At 41.6% G+C, this 21,172-nt stretch carries 24 protein-coding genes and 1 pseudogene; 16 read left to right on the top strand and 9 right to left on the bottom strand.

Annotated features, from left to right (window positions below):
• Nucleotides 1–97: 97 nt before the first annotated feature.
• Entirely contained in the window at nt 98–478 is a 381-nt protein-coding gene (locus DFO73_RS10765) for a kinase-associated lipoprotein B (protein WP_110064779.1), read from the top strand.
• Between the two features lie 39 nt (nt 479–517).
• On the opposite strand, the gene kapD is transcribed toward DFO73_RS10765, so the two are convergent.
• Nucleotides 518–1,138, bottom strand: coding sequence for a 3'-5' exonuclease KapD (kapD, locus tag DFO73_RS10760; RefSeq protein ID WP_110064778.1), 621 nt, complete (start codon nt 1,136–1,138; stop codon nt 518–520).
• A 218-nt stretch (nt 1,139–1,356) separates the two neighbouring features.
• On the opposite strand from kapD, the gene DFO73_RS10755 reads away from it, so the two are divergent.
• On the top strand, nt 1,357–3,213 hold the full coding sequence (locus DFO73_RS10755) for a transglycosylase domain-containing protein (RefSeq protein ID WP_110064777.1): 1,857 nt from the start codon (nt 1,357–1,359) through the stop codon (nt 3,211–3,213).
• A gap of 116 nt (nt 3,214–3,329) precedes the next feature.
• On the opposite strand, the gene DFO73_RS10750 is transcribed toward DFO73_RS10755, so the two are convergent.
• On the bottom strand, nt 3,330–3,887 hold the full coding sequence (locus DFO73_RS10750) for a DUF5366 family protein (protein ID WP_110064776.1): 558 nt from the start codon (nt 3,885–3,887) through the stop codon (nt 3,330–3,332).
• A 163-nt stretch (nt 3,888–4,050) separates the two neighbouring features.
• On the opposite strand from DFO73_RS10750, the gene DFO73_RS10745 reads away from it, so the two are divergent.
• Nucleotides 4,051–4,593, top strand: coding sequence for a hypothetical protein (locus DFO73_RS10745; protein ID WP_258309381.1), 543 nt, complete (start codon nt 4,051–4,053; stop codon nt 4,591–4,593).
• A gap of 103 nt (nt 4,594–4,696) precedes the next feature.
• On the opposite strand, the gene DFO73_RS10740 is transcribed toward DFO73_RS10745, so the two are convergent.
• A complete protein-coding gene (locus tag DFO73_RS10740) occupies nt 4,697–4,915 on the bottom strand; it encodes a hypothetical protein (RefSeq protein WP_110064775.1) in 219 nt (72 codons plus the stop codon).
• 577 nt (nt 4,916–5,492) lie between these two features.
• Between DFO73_RS10740 and DFO73_RS10735 the strand changes: the two genes are divergently transcribed.
• Genes DFO73_RS10735 through mnhG form a run of 7 tightly spaced genes read left to right on the top strand, consistent with a single transcriptional unit; the run spans nt 5,493 to nt 11,243 of the window.
• Nucleotides 5,493–7,895 (top strand): Na+/H+ antiporter subunit A, encoded by a 2,403-nt coding sequence (locus DFO73_RS10735; RefSeq protein ID WP_110064774.1) that lies wholly within the window; start codon nt 5,493–5,495, stop codon nt 7,893–7,895.
• Complete coding sequence (locus tag DFO73_RS10730; protein WP_026584030.1) at nt 7,882–8,304, top strand: Na(+)/H(+) antiporter subunit B; 423 nt, start codon at nt 7,882–7,884, stop codon at nt 8,302–8,304. Before DFO73_RS10735 ends, DFO73_RS10730 begins: the two co-directional genes overlap by 14 nt.
• Nucleotides 8,304–8,645, top strand: coding sequence for a Na(+)/H(+) antiporter subunit C (locus tag DFO73_RS10725; RefSeq protein WP_110064773.1), 342 nt, complete (start codon nt 8,304–8,306; stop codon nt 8,643–8,645). Before DFO73_RS10730 ends, DFO73_RS10725 begins: the two co-directional genes overlap by 1 nt.
• Nucleotides 8,638–10,131 carry a Na+/H+ antiporter subunit D gene (locus tag DFO73_RS10720; protein ID WP_110064772.1) on the top strand — a complete coding sequence of 498 codons (1,494 nt, stop codon included), beginning with the start codon at nt 8,638–8,640 and terminating at the stop codon, nt 10,129–10,131. The genes DFO73_RS10725 and DFO73_RS10720 overlap by 8 nt, the downstream gene beginning before the upstream one ends.
• 2 nt (nt 10,132–10,133) lie before the next feature.
• On the top strand, nt 10,134–10,610 hold the full coding sequence (locus DFO73_RS10715) for a Na+/H+ antiporter subunit E (protein ID WP_110064771.1): 477 nt from the start codon (nt 10,134–10,136) through the stop codon (nt 10,608–10,610).
• Nucleotides 10,610–10,894, top strand: coding sequence for a Na(+)/H(+) antiporter subunit F1 (locus DFO73_RS10710; protein ID WP_110064770.1), 285 nt, complete (start codon nt 10,610–10,612; stop codon nt 10,892–10,894). Before DFO73_RS10715 ends, DFO73_RS10710 begins: the two co-directional genes overlap by 1 nt.
• Nucleotides 10,878–11,243, top strand: coding sequence for a monovalent cation/H(+) antiporter subunit G (gene mnhG, locus DFO73_RS10705; protein WP_110064769.1), 366 nt, complete (start codon nt 10,878–10,880; stop codon nt 11,241–11,243). Before DFO73_RS10710 ends, mnhG begins: the two co-directional genes overlap by 17 nt.
• Before the next feature lie 69 nt (nt 11,244–11,312).
• On the opposite strand, the gene DFO73_RS10700 is transcribed toward mnhG, so the two are convergent.
• Nucleotides 11,313–11,696, bottom strand: coding sequence for a hotdog fold thioesterase (locus DFO73_RS10700; RefSeq protein ID WP_110064768.1), 384 nt, complete (start codon nt 11,694–11,696; stop codon nt 11,313–11,315).
• A gap of 106 nt (nt 11,697–11,802) precedes the next feature.
• Here DFO73_RS10700 and DFO73_RS10695 point away from each other — a divergent pair.
• Nucleotides 11,803–11,984: pseudogene (locus DFO73_RS10695) on the top strand (asparagine synthase).
• 60 nt (nt 11,985–12,044) lie between these two features.
• Here DFO73_RS10695 and DFO73_RS10690 read toward each other — a convergent pair.
• A complete protein-coding gene (locus tag DFO73_RS10690) occupies nt 12,045–12,668 on the bottom strand; it encodes a DedA family protein (protein ID WP_110064767.1) in 624 nt (207 codons plus the stop codon).
• A gap of 282 nt (nt 12,669–12,950) precedes the next feature.
• On the opposite strand from DFO73_RS10690, the gene DFO73_RS10685 reads away from it, so the two are divergent.
• A complete protein-coding gene (locus DFO73_RS10685; protein ID WP_110064766.1) occupies nt 12,951–13,367 on the top strand; it encodes a hypothetical protein in 417 nt (138 codons plus the stop codon).
• A 58-nt stretch (nt 13,368–13,425) separates the two neighbouring features.
• Here DFO73_RS10685 and DFO73_RS10680 read toward each other — a convergent pair whose 3' ends face one another.
• From DFO73_RS10680 to DFO73_RS10670, 3 genes are all read right to left on the bottom strand, one after another.
• The gene (locus tag DFO73_RS10680; protein WP_110064765.1) at nt 13,426–13,671 is read right to left on the bottom strand and encodes a hypothetical protein; all 246 of its coding nucleotides are present in this window, start codon (nt 13,669–13,671) and stop codon (nt 13,426–13,428) included.
• Between the two features lie 390 nt (nt 13,672–14,061).
• Nucleotides 14,062–15,192, bottom strand: coding sequence for an alanine dehydrogenase (ald, locus tag DFO73_RS10675; RefSeq protein WP_110064764.1), 1,131 nt, complete (start codon nt 15,190–15,192; stop codon nt 14,062–14,064).
• Between the two features lie 117 nt (nt 15,193–15,309).
• Nucleotides 15,310–16,566, bottom strand: coding sequence for a PucR family transcriptional regulator (locus DFO73_RS10670; RefSeq protein WP_110064763.1), 1,257 nt, complete (start codon nt 16,564–16,566; stop codon nt 15,310–15,312).
• A gap of 319 nt (nt 16,567–16,885) precedes the next feature.
• Between DFO73_RS10670 and DFO73_RS10665 the strand changes: the two genes are divergently transcribed.
• Nucleotides 16,886–18,295, top strand: coding sequence for an alanine/glycine:cation symporter family protein (locus DFO73_RS10665; protein ID WP_110064762.1), 1,410 nt, complete (start codon nt 16,886–16,888; stop codon nt 18,293–18,295).
• A 91-nt stretch (nt 18,296–18,386) separates the two neighbouring features.
• Here the strand turns inward: DFO73_RS10665 and DFO73_RS10660 are convergent, their stop codons facing one another.
• On the bottom strand, nt 18,387–18,632 hold the full coding sequence (locus DFO73_RS10660; RefSeq protein ID WP_110064761.1) for a hypothetical protein: 246 nt from the start codon (nt 18,630–18,632) through the stop codon (nt 18,387–18,389).
• A 186-nt stretch (nt 18,633–18,818) separates the two neighbouring features.
• Between DFO73_RS10660 and DFO73_RS10655 the strand changes: the two genes are divergently transcribed.
• The 3 genes from DFO73_RS10655 (at nt 18,819) to DFO73_RS10645 (ending at nt 21,158) form a co-directional block, all read left to right on the top strand.
• The gene (locus DFO73_RS10655) at nt 18,819–19,592 is read left to right on the top strand and encodes an SDR family oxidoreductase (protein WP_110064760.1); all 774 of its coding nucleotides are present in this window, start codon (nt 18,819–18,821) and stop codon (nt 19,590–19,592) included.
• An 83-nt stretch (nt 19,593–19,675) separates the two neighbouring features.
• The gene (locus DFO73_RS10650) at nt 19,676–20,125 is read left to right on the top strand and encodes a hypothetical protein (protein WP_258309380.1); all 450 of its coding nucleotides are present in this window, start codon (nt 19,676–19,678) and stop codon (nt 20,123–20,125) included.
• 1 nt (nt 20,126) lies between these two features.
• Nucleotides 20,127–21,158, top strand: a complete 1,032-nt coding sequence (locus tag DFO73_RS10645) for an alpha/beta fold hydrolase (RefSeq protein ID WP_110064758.1) — start codon at nt 20,127–20,129, stop codon at nt 21,156–21,158.
• The last annotated feature ends 14 nt before the right edge of the window (nt 21,159–21,172 follow it).

The raw sequence follows: 21,172 nt of genomic DNA, 5'->3' as shown, positions 1-21,172 counted from the left end.
TTTTTTAGCTTACCTGATTTATTGAAAATTTGCACTTTGTTTTTTCAATCATGTGAGTCATAATAGGGCTAAAGAAAAAAGGAAAGGAGAGATTACTATGGCAGAAATCAATATCGGCGACAAAGTAACAGCCATTTATAAAACAGGCAAGTATATCGGGGAAGTAACGAATATTCGCCCGCAGCATTACCTGGTGAGAGTATTGGCGGTTTTAAAACATCCAATGCAAGGTGATTTACATAACCCTAAACAGGCGGATGTCATGCTTTTCCACGAGCGGCGCGCACTGGCATATAGGGAGCAAACCAATGTGCCAAAGCAAATGGTCAAACCCTTCGAAGAGGAAATACCTGAATATAAAGATTCTCTTAAAACGGCACTTGATAAAATGAGGACAGAGTTGACGGGGGATTCATCCGCATGGGCTGAACAAAGCCTTAAAAATATTGAATCCTTGGAAAAGGACTATTTTAAGTAAAATGAAAACAAGCCAAATCGTTTTGCTGGATTTGGCTTGTTAAGCAAATTTATTAAAAAGCTTGGAAAAATCGACCCGGTCTCCGATCGTCGTAGGCTCCGGCTTTTGAAGATACCTTTTATCCTTTTCTACCAATCTGAAAATATTATAAGTAGTCAATGCATCATCCAAAGCCCGGTGATGTTTCCCAGTTCCTTCTTTGCCGTATTCCTGGACGGCTTTCCATAATCCTGTTTGGTTTTGATCTCCAAAAAATCGCTTATATTCCATCGACAGGTCAACTTCTTTGCCTCTGAATGGAAAGGCTATTCCCGCCTGATTGCAATTATTCCTTAGGACCCTCATATCCATATTGCCCCATGTAATGATTGTACAAGGCCGATTTTGGTTCATGTCCTTCATTTTTTCAACGAGCTCATGAAAAGTGATTCCCTGGTCCACCTGTTCCTGTGAAATATGCAAAAAAGACTTGCATCGCTCGGACAAATTTGGAAAACGGACAGGAGTTACATAGGAAGAAAACTCTTCACAAATTTGGCTGTTGATAACAGACACGATTCCAGCTTCAATTATTTCCGGATAAAACCCTCTAAATCCACCGCCCTTTTCAGGCATTGTAAACTCAAAATCAATAAATAAATATTGGTGCTCCTCCCCCACGCTTTCACCTGCTTTCATTTTAAAATTAACGCACATAATTTTTCTTATATTATAGCACGAAATATTTCAATTTTCTGTGTAATTTCGTTTTCATCCTGATTTTTTAGCAGGCCGTCCCCGGTTTCACATACAACGGCAAAAACACTTAACTCCTCGAGGAAAAAGCCGAAAAATAGGATAGGACTTTAAAAACTGCAAAAAGGCGGTGTTATGGGTATTTGCGTGCATGGACAGGCTTTTTTATCATACTTTTATTGCTGCCCATTTTTGTCATACTTGTGTATGCCACTTCCTCGGAAATCCAAAAGGTGCAAGGCTTTCATGAGGTGCTGGATGAAAACCTGCAAATAAAAGAAGTCCATTTGCCGCAGACAAGCTACATAAAAGCAGGCAATGGACAGGTCATCTCAGAAATCCATCAGCCAGTGAACAGGGTGTACTTGTCTTCAGATGACATTTCGCCCTTCCTTAAGGATGTATTCATCACTGCAGAAGACCAGCATTTTTATGATCATGCCGGATTTGACATCCCTGCCATCGGCCGGGCATTGGCGATCAATATCCAATCTGATGATATTGAACAAGGAGCCAGCACGATTACCCAGCAGCTTGCGCGAAATGTATTTTTGAATCATGAACAGTCCTACAACCGCAAGCTCAGCGAGATTTTATATGCCTATGAACTGGAGCGGAAATTTTCAAAAAAGGAAATTTTGGAATTGTATATCAATGCGATTTATTTCCAAAATGGCGCTTATGGAATTGAAGCTGCATCCCGGCTTTATTTTCAAAAAAGTGCTGAGGATTTGTCTAAAGCGCAGCTTGCATTTCTCGCTGCGATCCCCAATAATCCTTCCTTTTACGATCCAGTTAAGCATTTTGACAGGACAAAGAAGAGGCAGGAAAGACTGATTGACCAATTAAAAGAAGAAAAGCTCCTTAGCAAGGAGAACGCTGAAACGATCAAAAGCGAATCTATCAGCCTTCAGATGAAGCAAAGAATTGACTTGTATCCGGACTATGTAACGCATGTTGAAGCAGAATTAAGGGAATTGATTTCAAAAAAAGAAGGCTATCATAAAAAGCTCTCCTTTGCGGATGATCAGAAGAAAGCAGAATTGAATGCACAGCTCGATGAAAGAATTGCCAGGTTAATGGAGCAGGGTATCATAGTTGAAACAGCCTTGAACCCCGCTCTCCAGGAAAAAGCGAAAAGTTCACTCGAAAAGCGGCTGCCCTACAAGGATGTTGAAGGTGCAGCAGTGGTAATTGACAATGCCAGCAATGAGATTGCAGCTATTGCCGGCGGAAAGAATTATAAAAAATACGATTTTAACAGAGCGTTCCAGGCCTACAGGCAGCCGGGTTCTGCCATTAAACCGCTGCTCGTTTATGCGCCATATATCGAAAGGACGAACGCTTCTCTTCAGGATCAAGTAGATGCAGGCACTTTTTGCAAAAACGGCTACTGTCCTCAGAACTTTGGCGGAGCCCGCTATGGAATGGTGTCTTTGGAGAAAGCCTTTATCCATTCCTATAATACACCTGCTGTAAGGCTTCTGGATTCAATAGGTATTGAAATAGGATTCAAGGATTTATCCCAGTTTGGTTTTAAAATGGTATCAAAAAAAGACCATGTTTTATCGGCGGCTGTCGGCGGCTTCTCGTACGGAATGACACCGCTTGAACTTACCTCGGCATATACTGTCTTTGCAAATAAAGGACACTACCGGCCGGCAAGATCGATACGAAAAGTGACCAATCTGGAAGGCGAGCTGCTTTATAGCTGGGATGATCCTTCTGTTCAGATATGGAGCAGTAAGACAGCAAATAAGCTCAGACAACTCATGGCGAAAACGGTTCAATCCGGAACTGGACGAAAAGCCAGCCTGCCCAATGGATATGCAGGCGGCAAAACAGGAACAACCAACGGCTATAAAGATTACTGGTTTATTGGCTTAACTGGCCAGTATACAGCCGGTATCTGGGTTGGAAAAGACAATCCCAGCACCCTCGCGTCTATACAATCGCAGGCTCCCCAGCTGCTGATTTGGAAGGATATCATGTCGGAGTAAAGGCCGTTTGGCCGATAAAAAAGGGTTTTTCGTTGATATATTCGGTTTTTCGCTGACTTATTCAAAATTTCGTTGATTAGCATAAAAGGAGGGCACCCTGGGGGATGCCCTCCTTTTTATATCGGCAGGCTTGCCATAATACTGTTGTAAATTTTAATAGAAAGATAAAATACACCAGTCAAAATGGAAGACCAGATAATGACCTGAAAAAAGATTACGCCAGTTATGCCTGCAAATGTTAGCGATACACTTGCCTTATACACAAAATAAATGAAGTAAATAAGAGTCGCGGCCGCGAAGATGATTGCAATACCTGTATAACTGAACAAGCTAAAGAGCGATAGAGCTCCTCCGATAAAATAAATAGCTGAACCATGGCGGGCCTTAGCCAGGCTCTCCCCTTCTAAATCCTTCGAAAAAAACAGCAGTGAAAGTCCATTAATCGTATCAGCTACCAGTTTTAAGGCAGCAAAAATCATAAAATACATAACCAATAGAAGGATAGTCAGTGCAAGCTTTACGCCGCCTTCTGAGAAAAACTCCAGCATTCCCCGATAAATCCCTGATTTCTTCAAGAAGTTAACCAATTCCATCTGAGTTTTGATTGCTAGAGAAGTACTAAACAAAATAATCGCCAAAAGCGGAAAATAACTCGTTATATATGTATTTTTCATTTTTTCCCCATCCAAATAACTCTTTATTCTAGCTATCTATTATCTTCGATTTTCATATTTTTTACAATAGCAGGTCCGATCTGTATATTTCAGTTTTTCCCAGCATAGATATAAACCATATTCTAGCATCCATTTTGTTCTAAAGGTAAAGGGGGGAATGCAATTGAAAAGTGGATTATATGTTCTTATGGCCATACTTTTGTTATTGGTTTTATTTATAAACCCGGCAGGAGCTTCTGAAGTAGAAAGAGGTTATGAGGAAGAGCTTGAAAAACAGCTGCGCAAGACTGTTCACTATTATAATGAGCACTCATTTGAGGTTATTGATGCATATGGAATGCAGGGGAAAGTTACAAAAATTGTTACACCGGATGATCCCTCCACCTCGGAGAATGAGGAAGTGATCGAGGAATACTCCTCACATATCGGAGTGGTATTTCTGGAACTAGAACAAGAAAGAGATGATTTATTTATCTTTAAGAAAAAAGACTTTTATTATTATGACTTTGACAATGAAGAATTTCTCACAGCCACCAATGTTTTAGGCAATGATTCTATTCGTGAATTCTTTGATATTTATGTAGATGATCTTGAGAAAAGAATTACCCCATTTTCCAAGTTTTTACTTTTGTTTTTCCTTTCGTTTATCATAACCGTGCCGCTTTCCATTATGATTTTTCACAATCGCGGCAGAAGCAAATATTAATATAACAGCAGTCAAGAGGATGAGGAAACTCATCCTCTTCTTTATTGTCCAGCTCCAGTGCCTTGTTTAGCCCCGAGGGGTTAACAGAACGCGGTAGCTTTTCCTATGACGCTGTCTGTATCCTCACATATTCCCTTGATTCAAATACCTTCAGCCTTTGTTTGACCCCGGCTTCCATTTCGTAATTTGCCGGTATCATTTCGACCACTTCTTCATCTCCAGGAATATAGAAATCCCGTTTCGTCTGATGATCGAGTATCCAGGCTCCTGCAAAAAGCAGGACAAAGATGGAAATGGCTGCTGAGATTTTATGTTTGATCATACACAACACCACCCTAAAAGTAGTGTGTATAATAAATGCATTTTTTATTCAATATAGGGTGCAGCTCTTTTTAAGACTGTCGCCATTTTTCGTTTTTTAAAAATTATTTTCAAAAAAATTTTCCTGATGGATTCGTGTTTCTACCTATTTAATAAAGAAGGGATAAAACCTGTAATGATAAGGGTTTGATGAATGCAGAGACTTTTATTTTAGGTTATAATTTGTTCTAGGTGCATGAGCGGGTGCTATAGATGATTTTTAGGATCTCATTCTGGCGGGCAAAATCAAGGCGCACTGCCATATGGATTGGATATTATTACGCAAGAAGGAAAAACTTTTTATAAAGCGCTTCAATTTCGGAGAGCAATGTGAAGGTTTTTACAATAAGATTTAGGAGATAAATGAGGGGAGTTTATTCATTCTGATTAGGGAAAAATACATTCTTTCTATCTATACGGAGTTTAATCCCAGATGGTAAGAAAATTTTCCTATCTAAGAACGTAGGCACTTTAAGAGTTACACGTAAAAACAATGGCCATGCTGCTGAAAATTACATACATTTAAAGGGGGTAATGTTTTGTCTTTGCTTCACCTGGCAATAATTTCACCATTTTTTCTTGCCATACTTGTGCCATTTGCGTACAAGCTCTTTAGGCAAATACATACGGGTTGGTTTATTCTTCCTCTGCCAATCCTTTTATTCAGTTATTTTATCTCTTACTTATCCATCACCGCTAATCAGCAATCAGTAACAAAATCTTTCTCATGGATTCCATCACTTGGGATCGATTTCACGGCAAAGGTTGATGGGCTTGGTTTGTTGTTTTCTTTGCTGATTACCGGAATTGGAGCCTTAGTCGTTCTTTATTCCATCTATTATTTGGATAAAAACAAGGAACAGTTGAATACCTTCTATGTTTATTTGCTTCTTTTCATGGGAGCGATGCTGGGAGTTGTTCTATCGGATAATTTGCTCGTGCTTTATACTTTCTGGGAATTTACAAGTTTTTCTTCCTTCCTATTAATCGGATATTGGTATCACAGAGAAAAATCGCGTTACGGGGCACAAAAATCAATGATCATAACGGTTTTCGGCGGTCTTTCCATGCTTGCGGGGATTATTCTCTTATATCTGATGACAGGTACCTTCAGCATTACTGAAATCATTGCACAATCAGATGAAATTTTTACGAACCCATTATTTGTTCCTGCTTTGCTTTGCATCTTGCTTGGTGCATTTACAAAGTCTGCACAATTTCCTTTTCATATCTGGCTTCCTGATGCCATGGAAGCACCAACGCCTGTCAGTGCTTACCTTCACTCGGCAACTATGGTTAAAGCCGGTATTTATTTAGTGGCAAGAATGAGCCCGGTATTTGCCGAGCATTCACTTTGGCTGTGGCTTGTAGCCGGGTTTGGTATTGTAACGCTATTCTGGGGCTCCTTCTCGGCGGTCAAACAGACAGATCTTAAATCCATTCTTGCTTTTTCAACTGTCAGCCAGCTGGGGATGATTATGTCCCTTCTCGGAATTGGCGCTGCAGCCCTTCACTTTGAAACAGTAGAGGACAGTTATTTTACAGTTGCTACAACAGCTGCTGTATTCCATCTGATTAATCATGCGACCTTTAAGGGCAGTCTTTTCATGGTAGCTGGAATAGTCGACCATGAAACCGGCACCCGTGACATCCGCAAGCTTGGCGGATTAATGAATTTTATGCCGATTACCTTTACTTTGGCTATCATTGGCACATTCGCAATGGCGGGACTTCCGCCTTTCAACGGATTCTTGAGTAAAGAAATGTTCTTTACCGGCATGGTCCGTGTTCTGGAAATGGACATCTTCAATTTGGATACATGGGGCTTTCTATTCCCTGTTCTTGCCTGGGTGGCAAGTGTGTTCACGTTCATCTACAGCATGGTGTTAGTATTCAAAACGTTTACAGGCAAATTCCAGCCTGAAAAATTGGAAAAGAAACCGCATGAAGCTCCACTAGGAATGCTGATTTCACCTATTGTGCTGGCTTCATTGGTTATCATTATCGGTTTCTTCCCTAACATTATTTCAAACACTCTAATTTCTCCTGCACAGGCAGCCATAATGCCGGTCCCAGGATTTGTGTATGATACCCATATCTACTTCTGGCATGGCTTTACGCCTGAACTGTTTATGACATTAGGAGTTATTACATTGGGAATATTGCTTTTTACAACTTTACCGAAGTGGAGAAAAGTATATGATATGTTCCCTGAGAAGCTTGCTTTAAATCGTTTTTATGATGGCATGCTTGAAGTCTCACAGAGAGCTTCCTTTAATTTGACAAGATTATATATGAATGGGTTTATCCGAACCTATCTTGTGTATATTTTCACCTTTTTCATTGTCGCATTGGCGGCTACATTATTTATTAAAGATGCATTTAAATTCGATACGAGCAATGTAGCACCGATCCATTTTGCTGAAGTCCTGCTGGCATTAGGGATTGCAGCTGCTGCTATTACAATCCTTTTTGTCAAATCAAGAATGACTTCAATTATTTTGTTGGGGGCAGTTGGGTACACCGTTTCGCTTTTCTTTGTCATTTTCCGTGCACCTGACCTTGCCCTGACACAGCTTGTAATCGAAACCATTTCAGTTTCATTATTCCTGCTCGCCTTCTACCATCTGCCAAAGCTGCGGCATGAAGAGCGAATCCGATTTAAAATGACGAACGCGCTTATTTCTGTTGGAGTTGGTGCGATTGTAACCATGATTGCCCTTTCAGCGCACAGCAATAAGATGTTTGATTCGATTGCACAATACTATGTAGAAAATACGTATAAAGAGGCCGCAGGGAAAAACATGGTCAACGTTATCCTTGTTGATTTCCGTGGTTTTGATACCATGTTCGAGATTACCGTTCTTGGGATTGCGGCACTTGGAATTTTTGCCATGATCAAGCTTCGCCTGGAAGGAGGAAAGAAAAATGAAAACAAATGACATTATTTTACAGACAGCAACAAAGGTTGTTTTGTTTATCATTGTTCTTTTTTCTGTCCATATCTTCTTTGCAGGGCACTATACTCCAGGCGGGGGCTTCGTTGGCGGTTTGCTGACATCCGGAGCAATCGTTCTGCTGTTATTGGCTTTTGACATGAAAACAGTATCAAAAATTCTCCCTGTCAATTATATTCATATGATTGCAGTAGGGCTGCTTTTTTCAATAGGAACAGGGGCGGGAGCATTGCTGTTTAACGTTCCCTTCCTAACCCATGCGTTTGGTCATGTCGAATTGCCTGTATTGGGAGATACTTCACTCCATACGGCTACACTGTTTGATCTGGGTGTTTTCCTGGTTGTTGTTGGCGTTACGATGACCATTATTCAAACGATAGGGGAGGATGAATAATGGAAATATTAATGGCTTTTGTTATTGGCATCTTATTTATGTCAGCTACTTATCTAATGCTGTCAAAAAGCTTGCTGCGCATTATCGTCGGGACTGGGCTGTTGAGCCATGGCGCACATATGCTGATCTTAACAATGGGCGGTTTAAAAAGGGGAGCTGCCCCGCTGCTCGGCGAACACGCAAGCTCATATTCTGATCCGATTCCCCAAGCACTCATCCTGACTGCAATTGTAATCAGCTTTGGGGTTACAGCCTTCTTCCTAGTGTTGGCCTACCGTGCTTACCAGGAGCTTGGCACAGATAATATGGATCGAATGAGAGGAACTGAAGGAAATGATTAACTTTTTGATATTGCCTATCCTGATCCCATTAATTACGGGTGTCCTTCTAATCTTCGCTGCTAAAAGAATCATGCTGCAAAGGTGGATTGCAGGCCTTTCGTCAGCAGTTACGATTATTGTTTCAGCTTTATTGGTTCAGAAGGTGCGAAATGACGGGATACAGACATTGGATGTTTCAAGCTGGGAGGCCCCCTTTGGGATTACGCTTGTTTCTGATATGATGTCTGCCATTCTCGTTCTGACAACCAGCATAGTCGCTTTTGCATGCCTGATTTATTCCTTTTGGAGCATAGGAGAAGATCGGGAAAAGTTTTATTATTATGCTGCATTCAACTTTTTGATTGTTGGCGTGAACGGTGCTTTCACAACCGGTGACATCTTCAACCTCTTCGTCTTTTTTGAAGTTATGCTGATGGCCTCCTATGTTTTGCTTGTTTTGGGAGGGAAGAAAGCCCAGCTCAGGGAGTCAATTAAATATATTCTAGTGAATGTAATTTCTTCCGCTTTATTTGTTATAGCTGTAGCCTACTTGTATTCCGTCGTCGGCACGCTTAATATGGCGCATATTTCTTTTCGCATCAGCGAAATAAGCCAAGTTGCACAACTTGGAATTATAACAGTTATAGCCGTTCTGTTTTTGATTGTATTCGGATTAAAAGGGGCCATTTTCCCTTTATACTTCTGGATGCCAGGCTCGTATTACGCACCGCCGGCTCCGATATTGGCTTTATTCGGAGCTTTGCTGACAAAGGTCGGCGTGTATTCAATAACAAGGACCTATACGTTGTTCTTTTACCATGATACCGGGTTTACCCATCAGCTCCTAAGCATTCTGGCGATTATGTCGATTATCGTCGGTGTAATTGGCGCGATTGCTTACTGGGATGTTAAAAAGATTATTATCTACAATATTATTGTGGCTGTGGGTGCGATCCTATTTGGAATTTCAGCAATGACACCGGATGCTCTTTCCGGATCCATCTTCTATCTGGTCCATGATATGATTATTAAAGCGGCTTTATTTCTACTTGCCGGAATTGTTATAGCGATTGCAGGAACGAGTGATTTGCATAAGATAAGCGGTTTGATCAAACGCTATCCAGGCTTAGGCTGGACCTTCTTTATCGCTGCACTTGCCCTGGCTGGAATCCCGCCGCTTAGCGGCTTCATTGGAAAGCTTCTCATTGTGAAAGGCGGATTTGAAGCGGAACAATACTGGGGAGCAGGAATCGTTTTAATGTCCAGCCTTCTGGTCCTATTTTCAATCATGAAGATTTTTATCAATGGATTCTGGGGAACTCCTCGCGCTTATAAAGGGGAAGATACAGTACCTGTAAGAAAAATGATGATTGCCCCTGTTATCCTTGTTGCCATTGCCGTTCTTTACGGTGTCGGCTCTGAATTTGTTTATCCGTATATCTCACAGGCTGCTGAAACTCTTGCAAATCCAAATATCTATATTGAAGCAGTTTTAAAGGAGTATTGAGTATGGCATTTCAAATATTATTAAATGTGTTCCTTGGATTTATGTGGATGTTTTTAACAGGGTCATACGAACCGGTTGCGTTCCTTAAAGGATACCTTTTTGGCCTGCTCATCATCTTTACTTTCAGAAGATTTTTCGATTCGCGTTTTTATCTTTTAAGAGTTGTGGCAGTGATCAATCTTTTGTTTATTTTCATCAAGGAGCTTATCCTTGCTAATATTGGCGTGCTAAAAGTATTGTTAAAACCAAAACTTGATATGCGCCCAGGAATTTTTGCCTATCCTACTGTCCTGAAGGAGGATTGGGAAATCATGGTACTTTCCAACCTGATTACGCTGACTCCGGGGACACTGGTTGTAGACGTTTCGCCTGATAACAAGATTCTATACATTCATGCAATCGATATCGATGATGCAAAGGAAACCATTGATTCAATTAAAAACACGTTTGAAAAAGCGATTATGGAGGTGAGCCGATAATGCTGAATACCGTTGTGTTAATTGCCATTCTGATCATATCGGCTGCCACCATAGGATTGATTTACAGAGTCATTAAAGGGCCTACAACTCCAGACCGAGTGGTAGCGCTTGATGCAATCGGCATTAATCTGGTGGCAATTGTCGCTCTTATTTCAATCGCCCTGAATACAAATGCGTTTGTGGAGGTCATCCTTCTTATTGGAATTCTCGCTTTCATCGGGACTGTAGCCTTCTCTAAATATTTGGAGAAAGGGGTTATTATAGAAAATGAACGAGATCGCTAATATTGCCATCATTGTGCTAATCATAATTGGAGCCTTTTTAAGCCTTGTTGCAGCATATGGCGTCATTAGGCTTCCGGATATCTATACGCGAAACCATGCGGCTTCAAAATCAGCTACTTTGGGCGTCATGTCCATACTGCTTGGGACGCTGCTCTTCTTTTATGTTAAAGATGGCTTCTTCAATTCCAGAGTGCTTCTCGGAATTGTGTTCATCTTCATGACATCTCCTGTTGCCGGGCATTTAATCGCCCGTGCTGCTTATAATTCCGGCGTACAGCTCTGGGATAAAAGCGTACAGGATGATTTGAAAAATGCACCGCATATGAAAAAGTCAGCCAGTAAGGATTAATAGGTTTAAAAACCGCAGGAGTGATGCACTCCTGCGGTTTTTTATATTGCTTATATAAAAGTTAATCCTTTATTTTCTTTTAATAACGGCCATTGTACATCTTGAGGTACAGATCAGATTATCGTTTTCATCCGTAATTTTAATATCCCATACCATGGTTGTCCGGCCATGATGCAGGACTGTTGCGACTGCTGTCACGGTTCCGTCCTTTTTAGCCCGGATATGGTTGGCATTGATTTCAAGACCCGCAACTGATTCTGTTTCCTTGTCACAAAGTTCATAGGCACCAATGCTTGCAACTGTTTCAGCGAGAGCGACAGAAGCCCCGCCATGCAGCAGTCCAAATGGCTGCCGGGTCCGTCCGTCTACAGGCATAGTGGCCACAACACGCCCTTTTTCGATTGCCACGATTTCCATTCCCAGTGTTTGGATTAATGTATTTTTCAAATCCATTCCCCTATCCCCTTTCCTTATGTAAAATGTTGTCATACTATTATTCATTATATAAGAACAAATTAGGTATGTCCTGTTGGACAATCACGATAAAGAGGTGACTGCCATGAATCGTGTTCATAAAGGATTAGTTCCGGCTGTACTCGGACCGCTGTTACCTCTGCAGGCTATGCAATGAATCAAAGCCGCAGAACAAATAAAACGGTATCAAACACAATCGTTGGTTTCGGGCTTGCCCATATTGTACTTGGCGCCATCGACCTGGTTGAGCACCGAAATCAGTATTAGACACTGAAAAATCAATTTTCCTTATAATACAACAGGCAGCTTCTTAGCTGCCTTTTTAATCTATAATCCCAAACCTTGATCATGAAGCTTTTCGTTCTCTTTCCCGCGCTTTCTTCTGCCAAGGCGGACGGCAATAATGAGCACGGCCAGACCCGTTAGTCCAAACAATAATTCTTTTTCATGTTTGATAATCGTATCAATGTGGTCCCCAAATACATATCCAAGTGTAAAAGTAAGGGACAGCCATAAGAGCGCGCCACTGTATGCAAACAGAGCGAATTTTTTAAAAGGCAATTTACTGAAGCCATACAAAAAGGGAAGGAAGTTTCGGATGCCCGGAACAAAATAGCTGAAGGAGAGGGAAAAGGCATGATACTTTTCCATTAGCTTTAAAGAAGAATCAATCGCCCTGGAAAACCTTTTGCTTCTCTGGAAATATTGCAGAAGCGGCCTGCCGATAAAACGGCCTATTGTATAGCAAGTTGTAAGGGCAGCCAGTATGCCGAAATAAATCACGATAAAAGCAAGCGCAGGATGAAGCGATTTTAAAGAGGCAGAAAGGCCTACAGTCATGACTATCAATTCATTGGGAACAGGAAAAATAAAAACGCCTACCCACAGCCATAGAAAAAGCCCCAAATACCCGTTATTTTCAATGACTTCCAAAATCAATTCCAATTCCATATGGGGCCTCCTATCCTGTTTTAATTGCGTTCCCGGATTTCATTAATACGCACTTATATATTCTTCATTCCCTTCCTTTACCCCTTTAATTATTATATCAATCCTTTTAAGATTTGCCCTTCTAAAGCAACCATATGCGAATGCCTTTTTTCTATGACGGAGGACAAAGAGTGAATTTGGGTTTCGCAACATTTCATAAAATGCCTCTCATAGGAAAAGCTATTTTTTCATATATTGGGAATGCGTGCATTGACTATATATGACAGAAAGGGGCAGAACCGGATGTACCCCTATTATTACTTTCGATATCCAAGGCCAGGACCATATCCGCCAACCCATGGCAGCTGGCATTATCCTGCAAATTATCAAGGCTCTTACCATCCTGTATATTTCTACAGGACAATTCCTGGGGTTGATCCCGAGATCTTTATAAGCTCGGCTAAAAAAATGGAAATTCTTATGAGGAATGCCAGCACTTTGCTGGTAAATATGGCGGAATCAAAGAAGTTTTCGTATGAACTGATGTCAGCTGCCCAACAGTCCAAAATGAGTGAAGTCGAAAAGATGATAAAATCGACAGGGATTTCCCAAGTACCTTCTGTGTCGTATACCCCAGATGGCCTCACCCTGCATTTCGAATCCGAGAAGGAAGATAACGTGAAATGCTGTGATTTGACGCTTAAGCTTCGGTGGATGTAGAGGAAGATTAATTTCGTGAATAAAATAAAAAGCTCTCCAGCCAGAGAGCTTTAACTTTTTATCGATAATAAGGACTTCCTCCGTATCCATAAGGGCCGTAACCCGGGTATCCGCCGCCATACGGACCGTAAAAGGGTGCCGGTGGTCCATAGAATGGCCGTGGCGGACCATAGAATGGCCGAGGAGTAAATAATGCTGCTCCTAATCCGCCTCCCAAAAATCCTCCCAGCAGACCTCCGATAAACGGTCCTCCTAAAAAGAATCTGTCGCCCCCGCGATAATAAGGGCTTCTATAGTGATGCATATTGGGTAACCTCCTTGTTTTTCAATCCCTTCTCTATTTAATATGCAGATGTCCGCATTTTGAGTGGGCTATTAAGAAAAGCACAAGCGCCTTGCCCACCCCTGACACCTCGAGGGGGCAAATGCTCGAGCTAGACAGCTTTCGAAGTTCAAATATACAAATTCTTATCTATTGAAAAAGGAGTGTCCTAAAGGGCAGCATAAAAAAGCCCTTTCCTATTGAATAAGGAAAGGGAGGAAATAATAAGGCTTACCAACCTTGTTATAAATATTCGCAGCATGACCTCCATTTTTGGTGGGGTTTAAACAAGGAAAATTTGGTAACTATACTTTCTCTATAATTTTTAAGCAAAAACCCCCTTAGCCTAATCAGCCAAGGGGGTTAAAAATATTAGTTAGCTGCCTTTACTTTAGCAAATGCTTCTTCTACTGTAATGTAGTCATAGCCAAGATCTTTTGCAACCGCTGGGTATGTGATGCTTCCGTTTACAACGTTAACCCCAAGCTTAAGTGCAGCGTTATCTTCAATTGCTTTTACAACACCCTTGTTGGCAATTTGCAGAGCGTAGTTAATTGTAACGTTTGTAAGAGCGATTGTAGATGTTCTTGGAACTGCACCAGGCATGTTCGCAACTGCATAGTGTACAACGCCATGCTTTTCATAAGTTGGGTTGTCGTGAGTTGTAATATGGTCAACAGTTTCGAAAATACCGCCCTGATCGATTGCCACGTCAACAACTACAGAACCTGGCTTCATTGTTTTGATCATTTCTTCTGTTACAAGCTTAGGTGCTTTTGCTCCTGGGATCAGAACGGCACCGATGACAAGATCTGCATCTTTAACCGCTTGTGCGATGTTGAATGGGTTTGACATTAACGTTTGAATGCTGTTTCCGAAAATATCGTCAAGCTGGCGAAGTCGCTCTGGGCTTAGGTCAATAATTGTAACCTGTGCGCCAAGGCCGATTGCCATTTTTGCAGCATTGATTCCTACTACACCGCCGCCAACGATTGTCACTTTGCCGCGGGATACGCCAGGAACGCCTGCTAAGAGGATTCCCATACCGCCATTTGTTTTTTGAAGGAATTGAGCCCCAATTTGAGAAGCCATGCGTCCTGCCACTTCACTCATTGGAGTTAGAAGAGGCAATGTACGGTTCACTTCAACTGTTTCATAGGCAATTGCAATAACGCCTTTTTCAGTTAATGCCTTTGCAAGCTCAGGTTCAGCTGCAAGGTGAAGATATGTGAAAAGCACCAAACCTTCGCGGAAATAGCCATATTCGGATGGAAGAGGCTCTTTAACCTTCATAACCATTTCAGCAGCCCATGCTTCTGCCGCAGTGTCTACAATAACAGCTCCAACTTCTGTATAATCTTCATTAGTGAAACCGCTTCCAACCCCAGCATCGATTTCAACAAGTACTTTATGTCCGGATTTAACTAATGCATCAACGCTTGCTGGTGTTGCAGCAACACGGTTCTCGTTGTTTTTAATTTCTTTAGGTACTCCAATAATCATGGAAAAATCCCCTTTCAATCTATCAAGTATGAAATTTACTATAATCAGTATAATAATTTTATTAAAGCGCTGTCATTGTTGATTCGGTAAAATGAAAAAGCCTTCATTTGTGGAAATCTACAAATGAGGGCTTTTTTTTTCCAAACGCTTCATTTTCAATTCAAGATATAAGGAAAGCTTGGTATTCGTATTTTTTAAATCGATTTCGCCGATCTCCGTGATTCTCTTTAACCGATAGTTAAGTGTGTTCATATGGACATGAAGTTTTTTTGCTGTTTCATTTACATTGCTGTCATGGTCGATAAAAGCTTCCAGAGTCGCTAATAAATTGGTTCGATGCTCAGCGTCGTATTTGATCAGCTTTTCGATACCCGGGTGCTCATAAGGCTCTGTCCGCTTTTTCTCCAGAATAGCATCAAGATAGCGGAAAATGCCGAGCTGCTGATAGCTGTAAATCTGCTGGATTTCATCTTTAAATTGATCTTTAAGCCGAAGAACCTTTAATGCCTCCTGATAGCTTTTTTCTACTTTTTCATAACGTTCATAGATAGTTCCTGTCGCTCCGCTAATGTGATCGATGTTAAACCGGGTCTTCATTTGATCGATGAAGAACTGGATGAACTCAGTGAACGTTTTTTCGGATAAGGAAGGTTCCGGCGGTGCTGCCAGGATGATAAACTCATTCCCCATCCCTGCATAAAAGGTAATATTAATTTTCTGGCTTGTTGTAATCAGGTAAATAATATTCTGTTCGATTTTTGAATTGATTTCTTCCTTAAATTGAAAGACTAGAACCGCAAAGGGTGATGGAGGTTTAATACTTAAGTCCTCAAATCTGCCCAAAATTTCATTATGGTTTTGGAAGTGGCCGGTTAAAAGCTCCCAGAAAAAGTCCTGGTACCCTTCCACTCTTTTCTTTTTTTGCGAGTTTAATTTTAACAGTTCGGTCCTTGCAGACTGGGCAGCCAACTTAAGAAGGTTCAGCTTGCTTTCTGTTAAGAGGGTTTCTTCCTCCACAACCCAAATATAGCCGAGCACTTCATTATGATTGCGGATGGAGATTGCTACCCGATTGCCAAGGCCGATTTCCTTTATTTCCGTAATCCTCAATGGTTCACCGCTTTGCATCAGCTGGGGAATCATCCCCTCCTTCCATAAACGGTTGATTACCTTTTCCGGCACCTTTCTGCTGATAATCGTCGCAATTCTGGCCGTATCCGTCTGATCGTCATGCGTACTGTAGGCAAGCAGGCGATGATTGACATCCTCAATTGTAACCGGACATTCCAAAACATCCCGAATCTTATCAACCAATTCCTCGAGATTGCCAAACGTCCTCTTAAACGGATCTTTTCCCATTTTATCTTGACCCAATCCTAAAACCCCTTTAAACCACTAAAATAAATTTTAATAATTAATATGCTTTTAAAAACCCAATAACACTATTTCTTACCTATAATATTATACCTCATTCCACCCCCATCACTCTACCAAAGCCATAATGGCGATTCGACAAAATTCGGGTGGTACCTGGTACCTGTTTTTATAAAATTCTCAATAGTTTTAATTCATGAAAATGGGTTGAAGTTATATTCCGATAATTTTACAATAGAACTTGTTCACAAAAATTTCATAGTTTATTAGTCTATTTTACAAGAATTGAAAGCGTTAACAACTGGGAGGCGACGATTTTATGCTTGAAACGCTTAATAAAATTAACGGGGTGCTTTGGGGCACACCAAGTTTGGTTTTACTTTTTGGTACTGGTGTTCTTTTAACATTCATGCTGAAAGGCCTTCAGTTCAGAAGGCTCCTGTATGCATTTAAATTAGGATTTACAAAGGAAGGGCAGGCTTCCTCTAACGATGAGGGTGATGTTAGTAACTTCAAAGCCCTTATGACAGCTTTGGCAGCTACAATCGGGAACGGTAATATTGCCGGTGTAGCAACCGCGATCACGCTAGGGGGACCTGGAGCCATTTTTTGGATGTGGATCGTTGGCTTACTGGGAATGGCAACTAAATATGCAGAAGCCTTATTGGCCATGAAATACCGTGTGAAAAACGCGAATGGCGAGTACTCAAGCGGACCTATGTATTATGTAGAGCGCGGCCTTGGCAGAAAGTTCAAGTGGCTTGCCGTTGCATTTGCTATCTTTGGTGCTTTTGCGGCCCTTGGAATTGGAAACAGCGTTCAATCTAACACAATCGCAGCAGTGATGGATACTTCTTTTGGCGTTAGTAATTGGATTACAGGTATTGTTTTGGCAGTACTTGCTGCGTTAATTATTTTTGGCGGAATTCAGCGCATCAGTACAGTTGCAGGTTTCTTTGTACCGATTATGGCAGTGCTTTATATTGGCGGAGCCTTGATTATTCTAGCGGTTAACTACGACCAGATAATCCCTGGTTTCGAAACAATTTTCTATTATGCTTTCAATCCGGTTGCTGCAACTGGCGGGTTTGTCGGTGTTGTAGTATCTGAAGCGATTAAAAATGGTGTATCAAGAGGAATCTTCTCAAATGAAGCCGGTCTTGGTACAGCAGCCCTAATTGCCGGAAATGCAAAAACAGATCACCCTGTTAAACAGGCGCTAGTAGCGATGACAGGTACTTTTATTGTGACAATTGTTGTTTGTACTATGACTGGATTAGTTCTTATTATTACAGGTTTCTGGGATACAACAGGCGGATTGCTATCAGGTGTACAGCACGAAGCCAATCTTGACGGCGGTGCATTAACAAGTGCAGCCTTTGCACACGCACTTGGCACTATTGGCGAATACATTGTGGCGTTCTCTGTTATCTTCTTCGGTTTTTCCACAATTGTCGGCTGGTATGTTTACGGTGAAAAGTGCTTTGAATACCTTGTTGGAACAAAAGGAATTATGGGATACCGCGGAATTTACATTCTTGCCACTGGAATTGGAGCGGTTGCAAACCTGACAACGGTTTGGGCTTTCGCTGACATGGCAAACGCATTAATGATGATTCCGAACTTAATTGCCTTAATCCTGCTTAGTAAAGTAGTTGTGAAAGATACGAACGAATTCTTTGAAAACCACTATAAAGCAGCTAAAAAGCAGCATAAAATGGCTAGTTAATAGGAAAAGGGCCAGCGCCTGACCAAGGCGCTGGAGCTAGACATATATTTTCAAAAACAAACACAGGTCTCTGATCTGTGTTTGTTTTTGTTTACCACGAGAAAAAAGAAAGGTCATTTTTTTCCGTAATATATTTAAAAATGCGATAGTGACAGAGAAGTTCATCTGCATATAGCTCATTTTCCTCAACAAAGGAAAAAACATTCAGAAAGTCCGCTATATCCTCCCCACCTTCCGAATCCCATTCCCCCTTCAGCCAGATTTTAAATGCCAGTCCGCTGTTAAGCAACGGAGAGCCAGATTCATCAAAGATTTCCTCGATTCGCTCCCTATTCATGTTTCTGCCTCCCTCAAGTTTATTATTCATCCTTTTCTCTTTCCTTCTTCCTTATACATTTTGGGACAAGGCGAAAAAACCAATTTTGGAACCACAAGGGATCTGCTTGTCTATACTATATCGAATCCTATTTTAAAATGAATCCGCTAGAAGCGTGACATAATTTTCTTCAAGGGAGGGATGACATTGGAACTGAATGAATTATTTCATTTAGAAAATAAAACTGCAATCGTGACAGGCGGCGGACGGGGACTCGGCGAGCAAATGGCAAATGCACTTGGAGACGCAGGCGCAAATATTGTAGTGTGCTCACGCAATCTCGAAGCATGCGAGCGCGTCAGCAGCAGTTTAACTGGAAGAGGCATTAAATCGCTTGCCATTGAGTGTGACATTACGAATGAAGAAGACATTCAGAAAGTAATCAATGAAACTCTAGGCAAATTCGGCAGCATTGATATCCTCATTAACAATAGCGGCACATCATGGATTGCTCCCGTACTGGAACTGCCTGCTGATAAATGGGACAAAGTGATGAATGTGAATCTAAAAGGCATGTTTTTATTTTCTCAGGCTGCTGCTAAGGTGATGCAGAAACAAGGAAGCGGAAAAATCATCAATATATCATCAGTAACAGGCATGAGAGGAACACATTCGGCTTTCTTGGACGCAGTCGCTTATAGTACCAGCAAAGGAGCGGTTATCTCCCTCACAAAGGATTTGGCTGTAAAACTGGCCCCTTCAGGCATCCAGGTGAACGCAATCGCACCCGGGTTCTTTCCAACCAAAATAACAAAGGAATTAGAAAAATCAGGATCTGTTATCCTTAAAAACATTCCTGCCGGAAGATTCGGCAATGAGGAGGACTTAAAAGGGACAGCTGTCTTTCTATCCTCTAAAGCCTCCGATTACGTCACAGGCCAGGTTTTAGTTGTAGACGGAGGCATGACCGCATCACTTTAGTTATTGAAAATTTAATCAATGATAACGGTTCAGAAAGGGGAACCGGATTTTCAGAACTGCATCTTAAAGAAAGGAGAATGTATATGACCATAAACCATACAGAAGCCCTATTAAACTCTATTAAAAAGGTAGGGATGAAGGTAGAGAAAGAGCTGAATGATTCAATCCAAAACTCCCTTAATAAAGAAGATGTTTTAAAAGATATGCTCACCCGCTCGGAGGTGGCAGCCGCCGCTATGAAAAAGCTGCAGCACGCCATAGAAACTCTATCCATCCCTCTTAATTTCCCTACAAAAACAGATGTGGCAAATGCTGCTAAATTGACTGTTCAGGCGGAAGAAAAAATGGATCTGATCGATGAAAAAGTAATGGCTTTGGCTCAATCGATGGAAGAGTTAAAAAGATCGCTTGCCGCCTCATCATCAAATTCTAAATCTGAACCGAATGAAATCCTTAAAGCTCTCTCGGATCTAAAACAGACCCTTGACCAGGAATTGGAATCTTCCAGCAGCAGTGAAAGCGCGGATCAATAAAATGGCGGAAAATCCATTTTCTAAAAAACTGCAAGGTTTCTTCAAAACCATCCAACAGCCTGAACCGGCAACCGGATTAACCCCCCGTACGGCTGTATGGAAGAAAAACAAAGCTGTTCTCTGGCATTATGCGCCTGCTGACAAAAAATATAGGGTGCCAGTTTTCCTTGTTTATTCCCTTGTAAATCAAGCTTTTATTCTTGATTTGGGACCGCAGAACAGTTTAATCGAAGCCTTAACCAATAGCGGCTATGATGTTTACTTGCTTGATTTCGGCATTCCAGGCTATGAGGATAAAGACATCACGATGGATGACTATGTTGTCCAATACATCCAGAAGGGGGTCAGGAGAGCTCTATACCACGCCAAAGCAGATGAAATAACGGTTATGGGCTTTTGCCTGGGCGGCACTTTTGCAGCCATCTATGCTGCAATTTCAGAAGAACCTGTTAAAAATTTGATCCTATCCGTTGCACCGATTGATTTCAGCATGGTTCCCGCGTTTGACCAATGGGCAGAGGAATTGCGTGAAACTGACGCTGACCTGGATTCCATATTGGATGCCTGGGGACTGATTCCTGCCCCGGCCATTAAATCGGGAATGCGGCTGGTTACATCGCCTATCTATTATTCCCCTTATTTATCCCTTCTGAGCCGTGCCGATAATGAAGAATACACCAAAAGGTGGAAGCGGTTCAACCACTGGACAAACAATCATATTCCTTTTGCTGGAGCCGCTTTAAAGCAAATTCTGCATGATCTGGGAAAAGAAAACAAGCTTGTTAAAGGCAGCCTGGTTATCGATGGAAAACAGGCTGATTTAGGCAATATTAATGCCAATCTGCTTGCAATTGCTTCGAGCTTTGACCGCCTTGTACCAAAGGAACAAATTCTCCCTGCCATGGACCTGGTTTCAAGCAAAGATAAAAAATTTCACCTGCTGAAGGGCGGACACGCCAACCTTACATCGGACGGCAAGGTGCCTGGCTATTTGGATGACTGGCTCTCGGTCCGTTCCGGACAGATAAAATAAATCTCTTCCCTGCC

It is taken from the genome of Cytobacillus oceanisediminis, from assembly GCF_003182355.1.
Lineage (GTDB): Bacteria > Bacillota > Bacilli > Bacillales > Cytobacillaceae > Cytobacillus > Cytobacillus oceanisediminis_A.
This window is presented reverse-complemented; position numbering and strand designations above follow the sequence as displayed.